Raw genomic sequence first — 22626 nt, 5'->3', positions numbered from 1 at the left:
GGTTATGATTTCTTTTTGCGCTTGGCCGCGGACTTCTTCTTTTTGCCCTTGCCGCTTTTCGCCTCGGCCCGGGCCGTCTTCTGCGCCGCCTTGCGCGCCGCCACCGCGGGGCGCTTACCGCCCTTGCGCGGCGGCGTGCGTTTGGGTCCGCGCCTCTTGGGCGGCGCCTCGACCTCCGCTTCCGCTTCGGGCTTCTGGCGCGACGGCGCTACTGGCACCGCCTCGGTGGAGCCCACCTTGCGCTTCTTGAACGGCGTGGCGGTGGGTTCGGTCTCGGGGCGCCGGCCCCAGGGGTTGGGTTTGTCCGACTTGCCGCGGCGGTCGCGCTCGCTCTGGTGCTCCACGGCCATTTCCATGGCACGCGCGCTCACTGCGACAGGCTCGGCCTTTTTACCCGCTGCCCGCGGGTTCTGGTCAGGAATTTTTCCAGGCATCCAACCACCGCCTCCACCAGACTTTTTTGCCGGGGGCACTCCTGTGCTGTCGGACTTTTTCCCACTCTTTTTTTTCGCGTCGGCGGCGGGCTTCCTTGCAACCGCTGCCCCGGCGGCCGCTTTCGCTTTCCTGCCCGCTTTGGACTTGCCGCTTTTGGGCGCCTTGTTAGCGGATCGGGACAGAACTTCGTCGAGGGTGAAGTCCACCTTGCGTTCTTCCAGGTCGACGCGCGCCACCTGCACCGAGACTGAATCACCCAGGTGATAGCGCTGGCCGCTGCGCTCGCCAACCAGCCGCTGGTGCGCCTGCTCGAAGCGGTAATAGTCTTTCGGCAGCGCAGTAACGTGAATCAAACCCTCCACATAGAAGTTGTCCAGTTCGACAAACAGGCCAAAACCGGTGACCGCGCTGACTACCCCCGGGTAGACCTCGCCGACGTGGTCCTGCAGGTACTCGCACTTGAGCCAGCTGACCACATCGCGGGTGGCGTCGTCGGCGCGGCGCTCGGTCATCGAGCAGTGCTCGCCCAGCTGCACCATCGCGGCCAGGTCGTAGGGAATAATACGTTCCGCCGGCAGCGCCGCCGCGCCCGGTACGGCGTGCACCTTCTTGGCCACCGCCGGTGGGTTGGCGCTGCCGTTGCGGATCAGCCAGCGCAGCCCGCGGTGCAGCAGCAGGTCCGGGTAGCGGCGGATCGGCGAGGTGAAGTGGGCGTAGGCGCGGTAGTCGAGGCCGAAGTGGCCGCGATTCTCCGGCTGGTAGACGGCCTGGTTCATCGAGCGCAGCAGCATCATCTGGATGATGTGGGCGTCGGCGCGCCCCTCCACCTGATCCAGCAGGTGCTGGAAATCCATCGGTTGCGGTTCCGCGCCACCGGGCAGGCGCAGCCCCAGTTCGCCCAGGTACTCGCGCAGGTTGGCGAGCTTCTCTTCCTTGGGCGTGTCGTGTACGCGATAAAGTGCCGGCAGCTCCGACAGCTCCATCAGCTCCGCCGCGCACACATTGGCGGCGAGCATGCACTCCTCGATCAGCTTGTGGGCGTCGTTGCGCTGCACCGGCACGATGCGCTCGATCTTGCGCTGCGCGTCGAAGATGATGCGGGTTTCGGTGGTCTCGAAATCGATGGCACCGCGGCGATCGCGGGCGCCGCGCAGGGCCTGGTAGAGATCGTGCAGGTTGTCCAGATGCGGGGTCAGCGCCGCATACTGCTTGCGCAGGCCGCTGTCGCGCTGGCCGCGCTCGGCGATCATCTGCCCTACCTGGGTGTAGGTCAGGCGCGCGTGGCTGCGCATCACGCCCTCGAAGAAACGGTAGTCGAGAATGCGCCCGTCCAGGTCGATGTGCATTTCGCTCACCATGCACAGGCGATCCACCTCTGGATTGAGTGAGCAGAGGCCGTTGGACAGCTTCTCCGGCAACATCGGCACGACGAAATCCGGGAAGTAGACCGAGTTGCCGCGGCTGTGGGCCTCCTCGTCCAGCGCCATCCCGGGGCGCACATAGTGGGAGACGTCGGCGATGGCCACCAGCAACTTCCAGCTGCCGTCTTTCAGCACTTCACAGAAAACGGCATCGTCGAAATCGCGCGCGTCCTCGCCGTCGATGGTCACCAGCGGCAGCGGACGCAGGTCCACACGGGCTTTCTTGTCTTCCTCCAGCACCTCGTCGGCGATGGCGTCCGTCTCGGCCTGCAGCCCCGCGGGCCAGGTGTGGGGGATACCGTAATTGCGGATGGCGACATCGATTTCCATTCCCGGCGCCAGGTGGTCGCCGAGCACTTCGCTGACCTCGCCCTGGGGCACGGTGTCGCGCCCGGGCTGGGTGGTGATATTCACCACCACATACTGGCCGTGCTCGGCGCCGGCGCACTTGCCCTCGGCTACCATGATATCCAGGTTGATGCGCGGGTTGTCCGGGCGCACGAAGCAGATACCGTTCTCGCGGAACAGACGCCCGGCCAGCTCCTGGGTGTTGTGCTTGATCACCCGAACCACCGCGCCTTCGCGCTTGCCGCGGAAACCGCCGGGCGTTTCGCGCACCAGCACTTCGTCGCCGTCGAACACCTTGCGCATCTGGCGGTGGGACAGGTACAGATCGTCGCCGCCATCGCGCGGGGAGACAAAGCCGAAGCCGTCGCGGTGGCCGATCACACGGCCGCGTACCAGGCTCATCTTGTCCAGCACACCGAAATCGCCGGCGCGGTTACTGGCGATCTGGCCGTCGCGGGACATGGCGATCAGGCGCCGGCGTACGCCTTCGCGCTGGTCCTCGTCGGTGATTTCCAGCGCGTCGGCGACCGCTTCCCAGGCTACCGGGGCCTTCTGCTGTTCGAGGAACTGCAGCAGGTACTCGCGGCTGGGAACGGGTTTTTCATATTTCTCCGCTTCGCGCTCCGCGTGGGGATCGGCGTCGAAGTGGGTCGAGGTTTTCTTTCGCGTCAAAACAGCATCCGTTGTTTGAGGTCACCGCCGGTTTCGCGGCAGTGTCCGGAGTTCTCCGGAAAGTTGGCAGGCGGCGCAACCGGTGAATACCGGGTCGGGAAAGCACCACCACTGCACGCAGTATAAGCGATTTCGGCCCATTTCCCGACTGCAGTGGCAGAAAGTTGAAAAAAGCGCAGTTCGGCCGTTGACACCCCCCCGACAAATCCCTATAGTGCGCGTCCTCAACGGAGCACACCGTTGAATTGCCCAGGTGGCGGAATTGGTAGACGCGCTAGCTTCAGGTGCTAGTGACCTTACGGTCGTGGAAGTTCAAGTCTTCTCCTGGGCACCAATTTCGAAAAGGCCGACTCTCGCGAGTCGGCCTTTTTTATTTCCGCCCGGGCAAACGCTCGAATCGGCGGCGGACAACAGGCGCGGGCTGCCAGTCACAAACAGAAATTGACAGCGCCGGGGAAATCTCTATAGTGCGCAACCCGGTGCTGCACAGCGCCGGCTTGCCCAGGTGGCGGAATTGGTAGACGCGCTAGCTTCAGGTGCTAGTGGCCTTACGGTCGTGGAAGTTCAAGTCTTCTCCTGGGCACCATTTCGCAAAAAAGGCCGACTCTCACGAGTCGGCCTTTTTTATTTTCCGCCCATACACCGCCTCATCCTGCTGTATTCACCCCTCCGGCAAGTCGACACCGACGGAAGCCAATGCCTCCTCCAGGGGAATCAGATAATTGATGTTTGCAGAAGCCCCGTCCCTGGTAAAAATTCCCGATACGGTGACCGCAACCACCTCTCCGGACTCGTTGAACACCGGGCCGCCCGAGTTTCCGGGATTGACGGCAGCGTCTGTCTGCAAGTAGCCCTGCCCATCATGCAGGCGCCTGGCCGAGATAATGCCTTTGGTAATGGAAAAATCCAGACTCTCGTCCAATGGTGTCCCGACAACAAACACCTCCTCTCCTACTGATACCGCCTGTTTCGCCAGTCTGGCTGTCGACACCTTTTCGTCCGGCTGGATCTTGAGCAGGGCCACATCCCGCCGCCTGTCGCGTCTCAGCACTTGCGCCGGGAATTGCCGCCCGGCAATGATGACGATTACTGCATTGCTGTCCTTTACGACATGGTAATTCGTCAATAAATGGCCGGCATCCGAAATCACGAATCCACTGCCGTGACCGGTGTTGGTCCGGACCGTGGCCGAGGCGCCCTTGATTTGTGGCAGCTGGTGCAGAAAACTGCCGCTACCGTCGCCATAGGAAAGACTGACATCGATCGGTTCCACAGACGCCGCGGCGGGCGCTGCGCGCGACTCCGACTTGAGCAGCCCGACAAAGTGCCGGTCCGCCAGCAACTGTTCCGCAGCGTGGCGAAACGCCAGCTCGGCACTGTCCAGCAGGCCGCGGCGTCTCGCCGCTTTCCGCAGCGAATAATCGATACCTTGAGTGCGAACTTTATAAACCACTTCCCTGGAGAGATTATCAAAAATCTCCCAGTCGACCTGTAGATACGTAGAGTCCTGCGATCCCTCCTGGGTCGTCAGGCTGGTAGTGGTCCCGCAGTGAATCAACTTCAGGTCGCTGATGGTTGCCGCCAGGCTCAGATCGGCACCGCGGTGCTGCTGTAAAGAAAACTTCCAGTCGGAGTTTGTCGCGTAGCCACTGGATTCAAAAGCCGCCGCAAGGCTTGCCTTGAAATCGGCACGCTTGTAGTAATAAGCAATAGTGTGAAGACGCAAATCGCTGCCGGGCTCACAATCCAGCGGCCCCTCTGGCCACTTGCCCTTTATCTTCATTCGCCTCAGCGCGTTGGTGCTGAAGTTAGTGAACTTGAACATTTTGCCAACGACCGGATCGTCATTCGATCCATCACCCGACACTTCAACGGCAACATGCTCAAGCTGTACCGTTTTCACCGCGTCATCGGAATCGTTCTTCAACGGCTCGAGGTACGCAACTTTGGGAAGCTCGATACCCTGGTCCAGGTTGTCCAGGTGGTACTGGACGAGCTCTACCTCCGGGCTTTCGGCCCGCTCGGCAGGCGGTCGATCAGAAAAATGTAACTTTCCATTGGCATCAGTCCAGCGATAGACTTCGGCAACCGCCGCCGATGTGAAGGCCGTAAAAAGTAACAACCCTGTTGTGGCCCTAAACAGCTTAATTCGCACAATGAAATTCCTTTTTGCATCCGCGCAGGCGGTTGTTCTAGCACCAATGCTTTCAGTGGGCAGACACTAAACCCCGTGTCCGCCGTGCGCATTTCCGCACCCACTTCATGGAGCACACCTCGAGCTGGAAAGAAAGTATCACAGCACTTGCGCGCCAACCAAAATTTTCAACCAGCACTACCCCACCGCATTCACTTCGGGGGAAAGCCTGCTAGAGTCGATCTTGTTATTCTCCGCGCTTCTGTTGCTACTGCCGGCCGGGACATCCCTGCCCCAGCCGCTACAGCCATTAACCCGTGTTGCGCATCCCTGCGGCAATACCGGCAATGGTGACCATCAACGCGCTCTCCAGCACCGGATCCTCGTCGCGCTCGCGCAGGCGCGCCATCAGCTCCGCCTGCAACAGGTGCAGCGGATCGGTATAGGGATCGCGCACGCGGATCGACCAGCGCATCACCGGATTGTTGTCGAGCAGACTCTCGCGGCCGGTCAGGCGATGCAGTGCATCCACCGTGCCGGCCAACCGCTCACGCAGCACTTTGCCGAGGCGGATCTGATCGGCGTCCTTGGTCAGGCGCTCTTCGTACCAGTAGGCGACGCGCGGATCGGTCTTCGCCAGCACCATCTCGAGCATATCCACAACCCCCTGGAAGAACGGCCACTGCTCGTTCATCGCGTGCAGGATTTCGGTTTCTTCCCCGCTCTCCAGAGCGCTCTCCAGCGCCGCACCGGAGCCCAGCCAGGCGGGCAGCATCAGGCGAATCTGGGTCCAGGCGAATACCCACGGAATTGCGCGCAGGGTTTCCACCCCGCCACCGGGCTTGCGTCGCGCCGGGCGGCTGCCCAGCGCCAGGCGGCTGAGTTCGGTCTCCGGGGTGACCGTGCGCAGGTAGGCCACCAGCGCCGGATCGTCGCGCACGACCTCGCGGTAGCTGGCGACGGAGACCTCGGTGAGCCGTTCCATTTGCGCGCGCCACTCAGGTTTCGGCTCCGCCGGCGGCAACAGCGTGGCCTCCAGTGTGGCGGCTACATACTGTTCCAGGTTGTAGGCGGCCAGTGATGGGCGGCCGTACTTGAAGCGAATCATCTCGCCCTGCTCGGTCACGCGGATGCGCCCGGCCACCGAGCCGGGCGGCTGCGACATCAGCGCCATGCGCGTGGGCGAGCCACCGCGGGAGATGGAGCCGCCGCGGCCGTGGAACAGGGTCAACGGGATATCGTGCTCGCGGAAAATCGCGGTGAGCTGCTCCTGGGCGCGGAACTGGGCCCAGGCCGCGCCCAGGAAACCGGCGTCCTTGGCGGAATCGGAGTAGCCGATCATCACCTCCTGGCCATCGCGCACGCGCTCGCGGTAGAAGGGCAGCGACAGCAGCGCACTCATGCTGTCGCAGGCGTTGTCGAGATCGTCGAGGGTTTCGAACAACGGCACTACCCGCATCGGCTCGCGCACGCCGGCAATTTTCTGCAGCAACATGACCGCGAGCACGTCCGACGACGTCCTGGCCATGGAAATGACATAGGCACCGAGGCCCTCGGCGCCCTGCTCGGCGATGACCTTGCAGGTCTCCAGCACCTCGCGCACTTCATCGGTACAGAACTCACTGCGGTAGAAGGCCTCGTCCACCAGCGGGCGGCGGTTTTCCAGCTCGGCGAGCAGGAACTTCTGTTTGACCGACTCACCCCAGTTCAGGAAGCTGCCCAGATCCAGGTAGCGGGTGATCGCGTCGACCACCTCGGCGTGACGGGTAGATTCCTGGCGGATATCCAGGCGCAACAGGGTAATGCCGAAGCAGTTGAGGCGGCGCAGCGTGTCCTTGAGCTGGCCGTCGGCGACCGCCGCCAGACCGACCGAGCGCAGGGAGCGGTCGATCAGGCTCAGCTCTTGGTACAACTCCTCGCCACGGGTGAAGCCTTCCCCCTTGGGCTCGGGGCGGCCGTTCACCCGCGCCTCCATCTGCGCGCGGGTGATACGCAACCGGTTGCGCAATTCGCGCAACAGCAGGCGGTAGGGCTCGTGACTGGGACCGGTGCGCGCCAGCAGCTCTTCGCTGGCGCGGTGCATGGACAAGTCGGCGAGCAGGTTTTCCACATCACGCAGGTACAGGTCCGCAGCCATCCAGCGGGCCAGCTGCAGTACTTCGCGGGTCACCTTGGCGGTGACATTGGGGTTGCCATCGCGGTCGCCGCCCATCCAGGAGGCGAAACGCACCGGCACCCAATCCGCCGGCAGCGGCTCCAGCCCCGCGTGCGCCAGCTCGGCTTCGATCTCGCGCATCGCCCGGGGGACTGCGCGCCACAGGGACTGCTCGATGGTGGCGAAGCCCCATTTGGCTTCATCTACGGGTGTGGGCCGCTCCCGGCGGATTTCATCGGTGCTCCACGCGGATAGTATCTGCTCGCGCAGGTGACGGCGCCGATCTTCCGCCTCTTCTTCGGTCTGGTCGGGCCTGTCCAGGTCGGTGAGCAGATCGGCAATCTGGTCGTATTTGCGGATCAGGGTGCGGCGGGTCACTTCGGTCGGGTGTGCAGTCAGCACCAGCTCTACCGACAGCTGCTCCAGTACCGCGCGGACCTGGTCGTCGCCGATACCGGCGGCCTTCAATGTCGCCAGTACCTGGCGCAGGCCCTGGTCGGTATCCGGATCGCCGGGGTAGCGCTGGTGATGGCGATGCAGCCGCTCGCGGTGGCGCTGCTCGGCAATATTGGCCAGGTTCAAAAACTGGCTGAAGGCGCGCGCCACTTCCAGCAGTGTTTCGTCTTCGAGCGGATCCAGTAATTCGCGCAGGCGCCCCACCTGCACTTCCGGCTGCCCCCGGCTTTCCACCGAGGCCTGGCGAATAGTTTCAACTGTATCGAATAACGGCTCGCCGGCCTGTTGTCGCAGTACCGTGCCAAGCTCCTCACCGAGCAAGCGGACGTCTTCTCTTAAAGGGGCATTTTGATCCCGGTTCACTGGTTTTTCTCTCCCTAACGCTACGAAGTCGCGTATGTTCGCATATTTCGACCTCCGGCGTTTAACCGCGCGGAGACAAAAACGGATCGATACCCCGCGCGCATTTATCCAGTTTATTTTGCGCAGCGAGTGTTAAAAACTCTGCATAACGCAAATTATCGAATCTTTAGATTCGATGCACTTTTGGCCGTATCTTTTTAGGAGAGATTTACAATCGAGGGCGCGCCGCCCGCGTGAAAAAAAACGCGGTCATGGCGTAAAATTCTCGTTCCGGGAACCCGTAGCGCGACGCATCACCTTGGCCAGCACAGACGCTGGCCGGTGTATCGCCGCCATAGCAGCGGTGCCGCGCCGCGCACGGACCCCCACGGGAATTGCCGGAGCCCGAAACCGCGGCCGGCACGTTACCCGCCGGCGGCCTCCGACGGCAGTGCGGCGCGCGTGCTTTTACCGGCGGATTTGTCGCCATCGCCCTTTTGCAGCTCGGCGGATCTGCGGCGCTCGCGCTCCTTGTCCGCCGGCACTTCGCCCGCAACAACCGGCTGGAGCTTGCCATCGATCAGTTGCATCTCCGGGGTGTTTACCGCATCCACGCCGGAACTGTAGGGGTTCACCGCGCTGAAGATACCGGGGTCCACCTGGGCGAAGTCTTCCACCGCATTTTGCACGGCAGACTTGAGCCCCTGCGCCGCCTGCGCACCGGCCACCGATTGCAGCTCGTCACCGGTGCTGGTGAACGCCGGTTGCTGCCCGATAAAGTCCGGCTCGAAATAGCTGATTGCAACAATATTCACCGCATCGGCCGCGTTCATGCGCAACGGATTGATCGCGCTACCGACCACACTCCACTGCTGCAGGTCGGAGCCGATATTGACCGTGCTCGCAGTGATATGCGTATCGCCGTAAGTTTCGCCGGTGAGACTACCGAAGCCGGCGCTATTCAGGCTGACAGAGCCGCGCCCTGCGTCGATCTCATCAATCACCAGATCCTTGTCCGCGAGCACCGCGATATCGACATTTTCACCACCGGAGTGAATTGCCAGCGTATTTACATCGGTGGAGATATCCACATCACCGGCCACCTGCAGGTCGGCGCGATCGGCCTGCAGGTCACCGCCAATGGTGTCGCTCGACGTACTGGTGATCGCCACATCACCTGCACCGTTGTACCCCAGGCGCACGCCGCTGCCGGCAAACAGGATGCCGGCGCCGTTGCGATTGAAGCCACTGCTGTCGCCGCCGCCATTGACGAAATCAAAACCGAGGCTGGTTTCCAGGGTCAGGCTGTCGCTGTTGTTGTCGAGCCATTCAAACCCGTTGAACTGGTAGTCGCCGACGCGGGTATCGCCGGCATCCATCTGCCAGGTCTTGCCCGCCACATTGAACTGGAATTCATCATTGCCACCACCGCCGGATAGCTGCACGCTACGACTGCTGTCGACACTGACCTGCAGCCGGTCGTCGCCGGCACCCAGCAACAGGCTGTCGACCAGCGTGCCCGCAAGCAGAGCGGTATCATTACCACCGCCGGTGTCGACGCTCGTGTATTCACCGCCGGACAGGGAGAACTGGTCGGCGCCACTACCGGCAACAATGGAATCCACACCACTGAACAGCAGTGAGTCGCCACCGCTGTTGATGCTGCCGCCGGTGGCATCCAGCTGCCACTGGGCATCGATGTCGGCGCCGCGCAACAGATCGGCACCGCTGCCGGCGGTCAATTCCCGTAGTCCGGCAAAGGTGACACCGGCGATGGTCATGGTATCCAGGCTGCTGAACTGGTACTCACTGTCGAGATCCTGGCCCACATAAGTGCCGGTACCATCGACCCGCTCCAGCCCTTCGAACAGGACGGTGAGGCTGTTTACTGTGGCCTGCGCGCTGTTATCGACCAGCGCAGCGCCGCTGCGGGTGGATGTCCAGCTGGCGCCACTGGCGCTCACGGTATCGCCGCCAGCGCCGGCGGCGACGGTCTCGATGCCGCTGAAATTGATCGCGGCGACGCCGATATCGCCGGAATCCGCCAGCACAAAATTGTCCGCGCCGGTAGTGCCGAGCAGCCGGTCGCTGCCTGCACCAGCGCTGACACTATCGATTCCCTCGAATGCGATACCGGCGGTAGTGAGCGCACCCTCGCCGTCGATGGCAAAAGTATCATTGCCGCCGGTACCGGCAAGTGACGCATCGCTGGTAATTACCCGGTCGATACCGGCGAGGCTGACGCCGTTGACACTCAGCTCACCGTCATTGCCGGTCAGCTGCCAAGTCCCCGCGTCGCTGGTCAGCACATCACCGCCGTCGCTGCCGGCATCCATCGCGCTCACCGAGGCAAACTGGATACCGCGCGCAGTCAGCGTGCGGCCGCTGCTACTCAACACAAAGTTGTCGGTGGCGCTGTTGCTGGCGGCGTCCACCTGGAGATTTTGTCCGGAGACCGTTTCGATGTCGCTGAAAGTGATTGCGGAGGCCGTGGCGCTGCCGTTGCCGACACCCAATACCCAGTTGCTGCCTCCCAGTGCGGCTACCGAATCGGTGCCCGCACCTGCATTTACCTGGTCGATGTCGGCAAAGGTCATCTGGCCGGCGGTTACCTGCCTTTCCGCGCGAATGACAAAGGCGTCGGTGAAGGCCGAACCGTTCAGGATACCGTTGCCGCCGCTGGTAGACTCCAGGCCGGTAAAATCGATGCCGGCATGGCTCAGCGCGTTGTCGGTACCGCTCAGCTGCCAGCTCTCTGTCGCCAGCCCGGCCAGTGCATCGCTGCCGGCGCCGGCGTTCACGCCGGTAACATCGCGGAAATCGATACCGTAACTGTCGAGTCGCCCGTCCGCACTGGCCGCGAACTGGTCGTCGCCGTCGGTGCCTGTCAGCGTACCAGTGCCAGCCACCGAGGACAGGTGGGCAAACTGTATTTCCCCGGCGCGCACAGCGCCGTCGCCTTCGATGGCGACATCGCCCAGCGCGACCAGGGTATTGTCACCGGCACCACCGTCTGCCGACAGCAGGCCGCTGAACTGCGGACCACTATCGCCGAGTCGGAGACTGTCAGCGGCGCGCAACTGGAAGCTGTCATCGCTGCCACTGGCACTCAGCGTCGCATCCTGCCCGGCAAACTGCTCGCTGTTTACAAAGGTGATACCGTCGTGCAGTACCGAGCCATCGCTGTTCAACTGGTAGCCCTGGCCGCTGCGGCCGATCACTGTGTCGCTACCGGCGCCGCCATCCAGCGTATCCACCCCACTGATCAGCAGGTCATAAATGGACACGGTGCTGTCCGCAGTGAGCTCGAAGCTGTCATCCGCAGCGGAGCCGGCCAGGCTGGCCGCCTGCACCGCTTCGAATCCGCTGAAGCTGATATCACTGCTGCCGAACGCGCCTCTGCTACCGCTCAGGGTCACGGTATCCAGTGCCGTCAGCGCGTCACTGGCCGCGCCCGCCGCGACCGTATCCAGGCCGCTGAATTGCAGGCTGCCAACGGACACGGAGCCGCTGCCCTCGACCGCGTAATCCGTTGCGCTGTCGCTGCCGTGCAACGTCTTGCTGCCGCCGCTGTATTGCTCGATGTTCGAGAAGGTAATACCGGCGTGGTCGACGCTGGTATTGTCGGCCAGCAGCGTCCAGTCCTGATCCGCGGCACTGTCGACGGAGTCATTGCCATCGCCACCGGACAGCGCGCTAATTCCGGTAAAGCGGATCTGGCCCGCCGTGACCGCGCCGCTGCTATCCATAGCAAAACTGTCTGCGCCGGTGGAACCGCTCAGCGTCGCCAGCTCGGCATTTTCGATCCCCGCAAATACCAGGCCGTCGACATCGAGCTGGTTATCCACACCAGTCAGCGAGAAGACGCCGTCGTAATCCAGCGCATAGAGCGAATCGCTTCCGCTGCCGCCGCTCACCGAGGTCATGCCGCTGACCGTCATATCCCAGGTGGAAATATCCCCGCTGCTCAGCAGGGTGAAGCTGTCGGCGTCGGCGCTGCCTTCCAGCCCGGCACTGACGGCGATCAGGTGCTCGACATGGCTGAAGGTCACGCCGTTGTTCTGCGCCTGGCCGGAGCCGATCAGCAACCAGTTAAAGCCACTGGCACCGGTGACGGTGTCATCACCGGCCAGTGCATCGATACTGCCGACGCCTTCGATATTAATTCCGTGGGCAGTGACGCTGCCGTCGGCAAGGATTTCAAAGCTGTCATCGCCATCCGTTGCGATCACGCCAATACCGGTGCCGGAGGCGTGTTCGATATTGCTGAAGTCGATCCCTCCGATCGACGCCTTGCCGCTGTTGCCCTTCAGGCTCACATCGCCGTCGGCGGCAACGCGGTCGTCGCCGGTGCCGGCGTCGATGCTCGCCAACCCGGTGGTAAATTGCATATCCGCCACGGTGACACTGCCATCGGCGGCGACAGTAAAGCTGTCATCGCCGCTGGAGCCATTGAGGTTGGGCGTCGTCATCAAACCGGGGTTGTCGATATTGTCGATATCGCTGAACAACAGCCCACCGGCATCCAGCTGCTTGCTGATGCCGGTCAGGGCCAGCGCCCCGCTGTAGCCGTTGACGTCCAGCTGATCGGAGCCGCTGCCGGCGTCGACAAACGCGAGCCCGGTAATAGTGGCACCCTCGACAGTGACCGCCCCACCGCCCCCCAGGGCATACTGCTCCGCGGTATCCGGTCCGTAGAGGCCACCTCCAGCGGCGGCAATACTGTCGATACCGGAGAAGCGGATACCGCTGTTTTCAAATTCTCCGTCGGTGGTCGTCAGGGTCCAGTCGCTGCCATCGCCGGTGACACTGTCGCTGCCGGCGCCGCCATCCAGCGTATCCACCCCGCTGATCAGCAGCTCGTAAATGGACACGGTGCTGTCCGCAGTGAGCTCGAAGCTGTCATCCGCAGCGGAGCCGGCCAGGCTGGCCGCCTGCACCGCTTCGAATCCGCTGAAGCTGATATCACTGCTGCCGAACGCGCCTCTGCTACCGCTCAGGGTCACGGTATCCAGTGCCGTCAGCGCGTCACTGGCCGCGCCCGCCGCGACCGTATCCAGGCCGCTGAATTGCAGGCTGCCAACGGACACGGAGCCGCTGCCCTCGACCGCGTAATCCGTTGCGCTGTCGCTGCCGTGCAACGTCTTGCTGCCGCCGCTGTATTGCTCGATGTTCGAGAAGGTAATACCGGCGTGGTCGACGCTGGTATTGTCGGCCAGCAGCGTCCAGTCCTGATCCGCGGCACTGTCGACGGAGTCATTGCCATCGCCACCGGACAGCGCGCTAATTCCGGTAAAGCGGATCTGGCCCGCCGTGACCGCGCCGCTGCTATCCATAGCAAAACTGTCTGCGCCGGTGGAACCGCTCAGCGTCGCCAGCTCGGCATTTTCGATCCCCGCAAATACCAGGCCGTCGACATCGAGCTGGTTATCCACACCAGTCAGCGAGAAGACGCCGTCGTAATCCAGCGCATAGAGCGAATCGCTTCCGCTGCCGCCGCTCACCGAGGTCATGCCGCTGACCGTCATATCCCAGGTGGAAATATCCCCGCTGCTCAGCAGGGTGAAGCTGTCGGCGTCGGCGCTGCCTTCCAGCCCGGCACTGACGGCGATCAGGTGCTCGACATGGCTGAAGGTCACGCCGTTGTTCTGCGCCTGGCCGGAGCCGATCAGCAACCAGTTAAAGCCACTGGCACCGGTGACGGTGTCATCACCGGCCAGTGCATCGATACTGCCGACGCCTTCGATATTAATTCCGTGGGCAGTGACGCTGCCGTCGGCAAGGATTTCAAAGCTGTCATCGCCATCCGTTGCGATCACGCCAATACCGGTGCCGGAGGCGTGTTCGATATTGCTGAAGTCGATCCCTCCGATCGACGCCTTGCCGCTGTTGCCCTTCAGGCTCACATCGCCGTCGGCGGCAACGCGGTCGTCGCCGGTGCCGGCGTCGATGCTCGCCAACCCGGTGGTAAATTGCATATCCGCCACGGTGACACTGCCATCGGCGGCGACAGTAAAGCTGTCATCGCCGCTGGAGCCATTGAGGTTGGGCGTCGTCATCAAACCGGGGTTGTCGATATTGTCGATATCGCTGAACAACAGCCCACCGGCATCCAGCTGCTTGCTGATGCCGGTCAGGGCCAGCGCCCCGCTGTAGCCGTTGACGTCCAGCTGATCGGAGCCGCTGCCGGCGTCGACAAACGCGAGCCCGGTAATAGTGGCACCCTCGACAGTGACCGCCCCACCGCCCCCCAGGGCATACTGCTCCGCGGTATCCGGTCCGTAGAGGCCACCTCCAGCGGCGGCAATACTGTCGATACCGGAGAAGCGGATACCGCTGTTTTCAAATTCTCCGTCGGTGGTCGTCAGGGTCCAGTCGCTGCCATCGCCGGTAACGCTGTCGCTACCGCCGAGCCCATCGATCACACTGATGCCGGAAAAAGCAATGTCGTTAGCGCGGAGCTGGTTTGCGCCGACGATAACGAAGCGATCGGCCTGCGCCGACGCCTCCACGGTACCGTTGCTGACGCCCTCGATATGACTAAAGTCGATCGTGCGAATCTGCGCTTCGCCATCACTGCCGTTGAGTGTCGCAGCGGCGCTGGATGCCAGGGTCACGACGTCGGCGCCGTCAGCACCGTCGACGCTGGAAAGGCCCTGGAAGATCAACCCGTAAACGCTGACATCTCCGTTGTCCGCCAGCGCGAAGCTCTCGCCCGCGGCCGTGCCCAGCAGCCCCGCCGATTGCGCCAGCAGAGTTTGTACGCCATCGAAGCTGACGCCGTTGTTTTCCGCCTGGCCGCCGCTGCCAACCAGTGACCAGTCGGTGCCGGCAGCGCCGGTGGCCGTGCCGCCGCTGCCCGAGTACTGCAGCTGCTCCAGACCGCTCACTGCGATGGAGCCAAAACTGAGGCTGTTGGGAGCGCCGACCGCGAAGCTGCGAGCATCGCCCGCCACCTTGAGCAGGTCGGAGCCGTCGCCCGCGGCTATTGTCGTAACTCCGGTAAAGGTCGTCGCATCGGCGACCAGGTTGTCACTGGCGTCCAGTGCAAACTCGTCGGCGGCGCTGCTGCCGGTCAGCTTGTTCACCGTCGCGGTGACAATACCGCTCAGTGTCAGATCCATGCCCTGGACGTCGAGCTGGTTGTCGCTACCGCTGAGAGCCAGTCCGGCACTGTAGGCGCTGGCATCCAGGTCATCGCTGCCGCCATTACCATCCACGGAGGACAGGTTGGTAAACGTCACCGTACCCACAACTACCGAACCGCTGGCGTTGAGGGTAAAACTCTCCGCCGCCGCAGTGCCCAGCAGGCTGCCATTGTTGGCATCTACCGCCTCCACCCCGGCGAAGGCGATATTGCTGTTCTCGACGGTTCCCAACTGCCACTGCGAGCCATCGACGCCAACAACACTATCCTGCCCGCCGAGCGCGTCGACTGTATCGACGCCGTTAAAGGTCACCAGGTTGGCGCGCAGGGTTTTGTCCCCGAGAATCTCGAAGCTGTCAGCGCTGCTGGTACCTTCGAGGCTGGCAGTGGAAACTGCGTCGATACCGGAGACGGTGATACTGCCGGCAACCACCTGGTTATCGGTGTCGGTCAGCGTCACCAGATCCGCGGCCAGTGAATCATCCGCACCGGCGCTGATACTGTCGATACCGCTGAATTGGATGCTCCAGGCATCCACAGCATGGTCACCGGTCACCGTGAACGCGTCGGCACTGCCGCTGCCGGTCAGGTCGGCCGCGGTGACATTTTCGATCGCGGTAAAAGCGATATTGCCGGCATTGAAATCGTAATCACTGCCCGCCAGTGTCACCCCGAGGCCACTGCCGGTGATATTCACGCTGTCGTCGCCGCCGGCACCATCCACCGAGAGCAGATCTTCGAACAGGAAGCCGCCGAACCTGACTGCACCCGCACCTTCCAGTGTGAAGCTGTCTGCGCTGCCGGAGCCGTCCAGACCGGCGTTGTTGGCGTGGAACTCTTCGACATTGGTGAAGCTGATATTGCTGTTTTGCGGCTTGCCACCGCTCAACGACCAGTTGGCGCCGCTCAGACCAGTAACCTTGTCGGACCCACTGCCGGCGACCACGCTGGTAATCGCGGAAAAATCGATACCATTGGCCTGGAGTTTGCTGTCACCGGTCACCACATATTCGTCGCCATTGTCGGAGGCAACGAGATTGCCGCTGGTAACGCCGTCGATACCGGTGAAGTTGATCAGTGCGGAGATCACCTCGCCGCTAAAGCCGGTCAGCGTCACATCGCCGGCCGTATCGATGGTGTCGTAGCCTGCACCGGCACTCACGTCAGAGACATTGCCGAAATGGATCGAAGAATTGTCGGCGGTCGTGACATCCACCTGGTTGTCGGTGGACAGGCTGAACGCCTCGCCGTCATCGCTACCGGTAATGGTGACTGGCGTCCCAGCGCTGACTGTATTGATGCCGTAGTAATCAATCCCATTACTGGTGAAGCCGTCACCGCCGCCGAGCAGGGTGATATTGCCGGTGGCCGCGAGGCCGTCCGCACTGCCGCTACCCGCGTTGACGGTGGACAGGCCATCGAAGTCGATATCGGTCGTTGTCAATGTGCCGGCACTGCTGCCAGCGGTAAAGGCGACCGTGCCAGAGGTAGTCAGTGAATCAGCGGTGACGCTGGTGACGCCGTCAAACAATATATCCCCGTCAGCATAGACCTGCTTCGAACCGGCGAGGGAAACCCCGCTAGTGAGGTAGCTGGCATCGAGGATACCACTACCTGCCGCCTGGAAATCCGTTGCACCCTTGACCAGCAAGCTGGCCGCAGGCATATCCACGTCGAACGCGTTGATATCGCTGGCGACCAGCGAAAAGCTGTCCAGGCCTGCCGGCGCTATTATCCCGGCATTGACCGCTTGCAGGACTTCGACAAACGTGAAATCGATCGCATTATTAGTGGCCGCGCCAACCCCGGTGATGGTCCAGTCCTGGCCGTCCAATCCGGTGACCGTGTCGGTACCGTCGCCGGCATTGACAGAATAAACCCCTTCATAAACTTGATCATCGATTACGACAGTGTTAGCACCGGTTACCTCGATAGAGTTGTTACTATAGTCGAGCGTAATATTCTGGGCATTTATCTGATTGATATTTGAAAAATGTATGTCGTTCAGGCGAAAACTTTTCGTATTCTTTACATCTGCGCTGACTGCAGAAACCGTATCGTTACTCCCGACAGTTCCTTTCAGTCCGTCGACATCGTCGACACCGACAAAAGTGATTGAGCTTGCACTGACTGATTTGGTTGTACCATCGGGCAGGGAAAAATTGTCGTCACCTGTGGTCCCCTGCAGATTTTTTACTGTCGCGCTTTCGATATAGGAAAAGATTAGCGAGCTGCCGAACTGAACCTCGTTATCAGTTCCTGTCAGCGCCAGAGTCAATCCATCGGCATCCAGATCGTCGTCACCACCTCCGGCATCGACCATATCGAAACCAGAAAACTGAACCCCGGAAATAGCAATTTTACCGCTGCCGTCCAGGGCGAAATTGTCATTACCACTGGTGCCGATGAGAGTCGCAGAAGCCGTAGAAGTTGCGGTATCGATACCGGAGAAAGTCACGAGCCCTGACCGTACCCCACCGTCACTGCCGGTAAGAGTCCAGGATGAGGCATCGCTGGTAACGGTATTTACATCTCCCGCAGCCGAATTGGCCTCGCTGGCCGAGGTGAAATCGATACCGAGCACAGTCAGTGTCGAGCCTGTCAGCGTGTAGTCTTCGCTGACGCTATTGCTTGTGCCATCGATGACGACATCGGTCGTATCGACCTGGTCGATACCGCTGAAGTCGATACCGCCGGCCGTGGCGCTGCCACTGCTATCGCCGAGCGTCCAGCCCGTCACGTTGCCGTCTACGGTATTGCCATCGCCCGCGGTCGAATTGGCCGCGCTGACCGAGGTGAAATCGATACCGAGCACAGTGAGTGTCGAGCCAGTCAGCGTATAGTCTTCGCTGACGCTATTGCTTGTGCCATCGATGACGACATCGGTCGTATCGACCTGGTCGATACCGCTGAAGTCGATACCGGCGGCCGTGGCGCTGCCACTGCTATCGCCGAGTGCCCAGCCCGTCACGTTGCCGTCTACGGTATTGCCATCGCCTGCGGTGGAACTGGCCGCGCTGACCGAGGTGAAATCGATACCGAGCACAGTCAGTGTCGAGCCTGTCAGCGTGTAGTCTTCGCTGACGCTATTGCTTGTGCCATCAATGACGACATCGGTCGTATCGACCTGGTCGATACCGCTGAAGTCGATACCGGCGGCCGTGGCGCTGCCACTGCTATCGCCGAGTGCCCAGCCCGTCACGTTGCCGTCTACGGTATTGCCATCGCCTGCGGTGGAACTGGCCGCGCTGACCGAGGTGAAATCGATACCGAGCACAGTCAGTGTCGAGCCACTCAGTGTGTAGTCTTCGCTGACGCTATTGCTTGTGCCATCAATGACGACATCGGTCGTATCGACCTGGTCGATACCGCTGAAGTCGATACCGGCGGCCGTGGCGCTGCCACTGCTATCGCCGAGTGCCCAGCCCGTCACGTTGCCGTCTACGGTATTGCCATCGCCTGCGGTGGAACTGGCCGCGCTGACCGAGGTGAAATCGATACCGAGCACAGTCAGTGTCGAGCCTGTCAGCGTGTAGTCTTCGCTGACGCTATTGCTTGTGCCATCAATGACGACATCGGTCGTATCGACCTGGTCGATACCGCTGAAGTCGATACCGCCGGCCGTGGCGCTGCCACTGCTATCGCCGAGTGCCCAGCCCGTCACGTTGCCGTCTACGGTATTGCCATCGCCTGCGGTGGAACTGGCCGCGCTGACCGAGGTGAAATCGATACCGAGCACAGTGAGTGTCGAGCCAGTCAGCGTGTAGTCTTCGCTGACGCTATTGCTTGTGCCATCAATGACGACATCGGTCGTATCGACCTGGTCGATACCGCTGAAGTCGATACCGCCGGCCGTGGCGCTGCCACTGCTATCGCCGAGTGCCCAGCCCGTCACGTTGCCGTCTACGGTATTGCCATCGCCTGCGGTGGAACTGGCCGCGCTGGCCGAGGTGAAATCGATACCGAGCACAGTCAGTGTCGAGCCTGTCAGCGTGTAGTCTTCGCTGACGCTATTGCTTGTGCCATCAATGACGACATCGGTCGTATCGACCTGGTCGATACCGCTGAAGTCGATACCGCCGGCCGTGGCGCTGCCACTGCTATCGCCGAGTGCCCAGCCCGTCACGTTGCCGTCTACGGTATTGCCATCGCCTGCGGTGGAACTGGCCGCGCTGGCCGAGGTGAAATCGATACCGAGCACAGTCAGTGTCGAGCCACTCAGTGTGTAGTCTTCGCTGACGCTATTGCTTGTACCATCAATGACGACATCGGTCGTATCGACCTGGTCGATACCGCTGAAGTCGATACCGCCGGCCGTGGCGCTGCCACTGCTATCGCCGAGTGCCCAGCCCGTCACGTTGCCGTCTACGGTATTGCCATCGCCTGCGGTGGAACTGGCCGCGCTGGCCGAGGTGAAATCGATACCGAGCACAGTCAGTGTCGAGCCTGTCAGCGTGTAGTCTTCGCTGACGCTATTGCTTGTGCCATCAATGACGACATCGGTCGTATCGACCTGGTCGATACCGCTGAAGTCGATACCGCCGGCCGTGGCGCTGCCACTGCTATCGCCGAGTGCCCAGCCCGTCACGTTGCCGTCTACGGTATTGCCATCGCCTGCGGTGGAACTGGCCGCGCTGACCGAGGTGAAATCGATACCGAGCACAGTGAGTGTCGAGCCAGTCAGCGTATAGTCTTCGCTGACGCTATTGCTTGTGCCATCGATGACGACATCGGTCGTATCGACCTGGTCGATACCGCTGAAGTCGATACCGCCGGCCGTGGCGCTGCCACTGCTATCGCCGAGCGCCCAGCCCGTCACGTTGCCGCCTACGGTATTGCCATCGCCCGCGGTGGAACTGGCCGCGCTGACCGAGGTGAAATCGATACCGAGCACAGTGAGTGTCGAGCCAGTCAGCGTGTAGTCTTCGCTGACGGCATTTTTGGTACCATCGATAATTGCGTTAGCGGTACCCATTTTTTCAATGGCAGTAAAGCTGAAGCCAGTGCCCTTCACCGATGCGCTGCCGTTTACTCCACCAAGCTCCCAAGTAATGCCATCGGGTGATTCGACGATATCTTCGCCGTCGCCGGCATTAACTCCTGTAAGGGACTGGAAGTTGAGCCCATCGACGGTGACACTGCCATCGTCTTCGAGCGTGTAGGTCTCATCGGCCGAGGTACCCTGCAGGCCGGCTGCGTCCGCCACGAAGGTCTCGACGTTGTCGAACGTGATACCGTTGTTTTTCGCTGTGCCACTGCCCTGCAGTAACCAATCGAATCCGGAGTCGCCGGTGACCGTGTCGCTGCCGCTGCCGGCGGTTACGCTGGTGACACCGGAAAACCCGATGGCATTCGCTGTCAGTGACCCGGTCCCGGTCACAATGTAGCGATCGCCGCTATCCGAGGCCACCAGATTGCCGTTGCTGACGACATCGATATTCTGGAAGAAAAGGGATCCGATCGTGGCCTCGCCGTCATTGCCATTGAGATTCACATCTGCCGGAGAAAGTAGCGAAACGGTATCTTCGCCACTGCCGGCATCAATGTTTTCCACCGCATCGAAACTGATGTTTCCGCTCAATGTGAACGAGGTACTGCTATCGACTTGTACTGCATCGTCGCTGCTATACAGGTTCACCGTATCTGTCTGGCTACCCCCCGTTATCGACCCGGAGGTGGATACCGTCAGATTCCCCAGCGTATTGTCGGTATCGATATCGCCGAGGCCCACCTTCAAATCCAGGGTATCGGCGGAAATGGTACCACTATTTATGAAAGAGCCATCCAGCAGCAATGCCAGATCTGCAACAGTAACAGTGCCAGAATTCTCGAAATTGCCATTTGCAGTAACGGACAAACTGCCGGCAGTCGGAACTATCGATCCGTCTTTTGAGACCGTAACATTCGTATGGGATTTCAGGGTCAACTCATTTCCGGATGACCAATCGAGGGTAGTACCAACCAGAATTCCACCGGAATAATCCGGATTATTTTCATGAGTACCAATACCGCCAGGGGTAGTGGTAGCACTGTCAACCTTGGAAACGTTTACGGTGACGCTATTATTTTTGAGCGCAGTAACAAGATCAGTGCCGGAAATGCAGTTATCAATGCACTTGCCATCATCTAAAATTTGCAGATAACTCGGATCCAACAACCAGGTTCCGGTTTCCCCTTCCCCGAAGGCCAACGTGGAGACTGACATCGTCTCCTCACCAAGATGCAGATTGACCTTGCCAGACGTCTCGACAAAGCCGCCGTCACCGCCTTGCTGACCGGATTCGGCACGTATTGAACCCGCGAAATCGGTCCTCTGGTCGGCCCAGACAATGACCTTGCCGCCGTCGCTATTGCCGGTGCCGCTCGCATCAATCGAGGCTTCGGCACTGATGCTGGTGCTTTTGGCATTGCGTACCTGCGCGTTTTTACCCTGGTAGTCGCCGCCGATCAGCACCTCGCCGCCGCCGGACCCGCGTGCGTCGATGGTACCGCTGACCGCAACCCGGTCACCGAGCACTTCCACTTTACCGCCGCCGGCTCGGCTGCCGCTGACATCGATACTGCCGCTGTGCTCGGCGCTGTCTCCGTCAATAACCACTTCACCACCGCTACTGCCGGAGGCGTTCAGCATGCCGCTATTCACTGCACCGGCGCCGGATCCCATCAGGCGGATTTTGCCGCCGCTGGTATCAATACTGCGCGCGCGCACAGTGCCCGCGTTGTTGACCGCGGAAGTAAACAGGCCGCTGGAGACGCTGCCATCCATCAATACCTGCGCGCCTTCGACCTTTCCCTGATTCAGCACCGCACTGTCGATGCCGAGCTGGTTTTCCATGACTTCCTTCGACACCTTGACCCCGATCATGCCATCGGGATCGAAGGTCAGTACCGCTTCATTACCAGCCGCTAGACTGACCATCTCGGCGCTGATCAGGCCGCTGCCCGCATTGGTGACCTGCTTGCCCACCAGCACCGCACTGGACGCCTTGATCAGGCCGCGGTTGACCACCACGCCGGTGCTGCCGTCCTCACCTTTGAATGCATACTTACCTTTCATAAAGTCGGCCGGGCTTATATCCAGTCCGGCTGCGGTGATGGCGCCGACGTTGACGGTAGCAGTCTCCGTGAACAGGACGCCGCGCGGATTGGCGAGGATAACGTGGCCGTTGGCTTCAATACTGCCGCGAATCTCACTCGGGTTCTGATCGAGAATACGGTTCAGCACCACTGACGAGGAATTCGGCTGCAGGAAACGAACGAGTTCGTCTTCACTGAGGTTGAAAGAATCCCAGTCAATCGCCAACAGGTCGGATTTCTGTTCGACGATGGTAGTCAGGTCAGCACTATCGATCGAGCCCTCGCCACCAACCACAACACCGCCTTTGGGCCCGGCGTGGGCGGCTGAGCTGGCGACCTGCCCCACAATCAGGCCGGCGTAGGCCAGGTGGGAGATCTTGATGGCCGAGGTCAGCTTTTTCAGTTTGAGAGTCATTGTTTTTACGTGCATATCGGTACC

General features: G+C 61.3%; 4 protein-coding genes and 2 tRNA genes. 2 read left to right on the top strand and 4 right to left on the bottom strand.

The annotated features are described in order from the left end of the window. Positions 1-2: 2 nt before the first annotated feature. On the bottom strand, positions 3-2876 hold the full coding sequence (rnr, locus tag ABDK11_RS01565) for a ribonuclease R (protein ID WP_346838567.1): 2874 nt from the start codon (positions 2874-2876) through the stop codon (positions 3-5). A gap of 247 nt (positions 2877-3123) precedes the next feature. On the opposite strand from rnr, the gene ABDK11_RS01560 reads away from it, so the two are divergent. Together ABDK11_RS01560 and ABDK11_RS01555 are read left to right on the top strand one after the other, a co-directional pair. After that, a tRNA-Leu gene (locus ABDK11_RS01560) sits at positions 3124-3210 on the top strand. A 165-nt stretch (positions 3211-3375) separates the two neighbouring features. Further along, positions 3376-3462, top strand: a tRNA-Leu gene (locus tag ABDK11_RS01555). Between the two features lie 75 nt (positions 3463-3537). Here the strand turns inward: ABDK11_RS01555 and ABDK11_RS01550 are convergent. The 3 genes from ABDK11_RS01550 to ABDK11_RS01540 all read right to left on the bottom strand — a co-directional run bounded on the left by ABDK11_RS01550 (position 3538) and on the right by ABDK11_RS01540 (position 22617). Then, on the bottom strand, positions 3538-5031 hold the full coding sequence (locus ABDK11_RS01550; protein WP_346838566.1) for a trypsin-like peptidase domain-containing protein: 1494 nt from the start codon (positions 5029-5031) through the stop codon (positions 3538-3540). Between the two features lie 289 nt (positions 5032-5320). Further along, positions 5321-7984, bottom strand: a complete 2664-nt coding sequence (gene ppc, locus ABDK11_RS01545; RefSeq protein ID WP_346838565.1) for a phosphoenolpyruvate carboxylase — start codon at positions 7982-7984, stop codon at positions 5321-5323. A gap of 404 nt (positions 7985-8388) precedes the next feature. Next, the gene (locus ABDK11_RS01540) at positions 8389-22617 is read right to left on the bottom strand and encodes a filamentous hemagglutinin N-terminal domain-containing protein (RefSeq protein WP_346838564.1); all 14229 of its coding nucleotides are present in this window, start codon (positions 22615-22617) and stop codon (positions 8389-8391) included. Between the last annotated feature and the right edge of the window lie 9 nt (positions 22618-22626).

This window comes from Microbulbifer sp. SAOS-129_SWC (assembly GCF_039696035.1).
In the GTDB taxonomy this organism is placed as follows: domain Bacteria; phylum Pseudomonadota; class Gammaproteobacteria; order Pseudomonadales; family Cellvibrionaceae; genus Microbulbifer.
This window is presented reverse-complemented; position numbering and strand designations above follow the sequence as displayed.

Bases quoted from the DNA above. Each gene is read 5' to 3' on its own strand.
- ABDK11_RS01540 (WP_346838564.1), bottom strand. From the start codon at position 22,617: ATGCACGTAAAAACAATGACTCTCAAACTGAAAAAGCTGACCTCGGCC.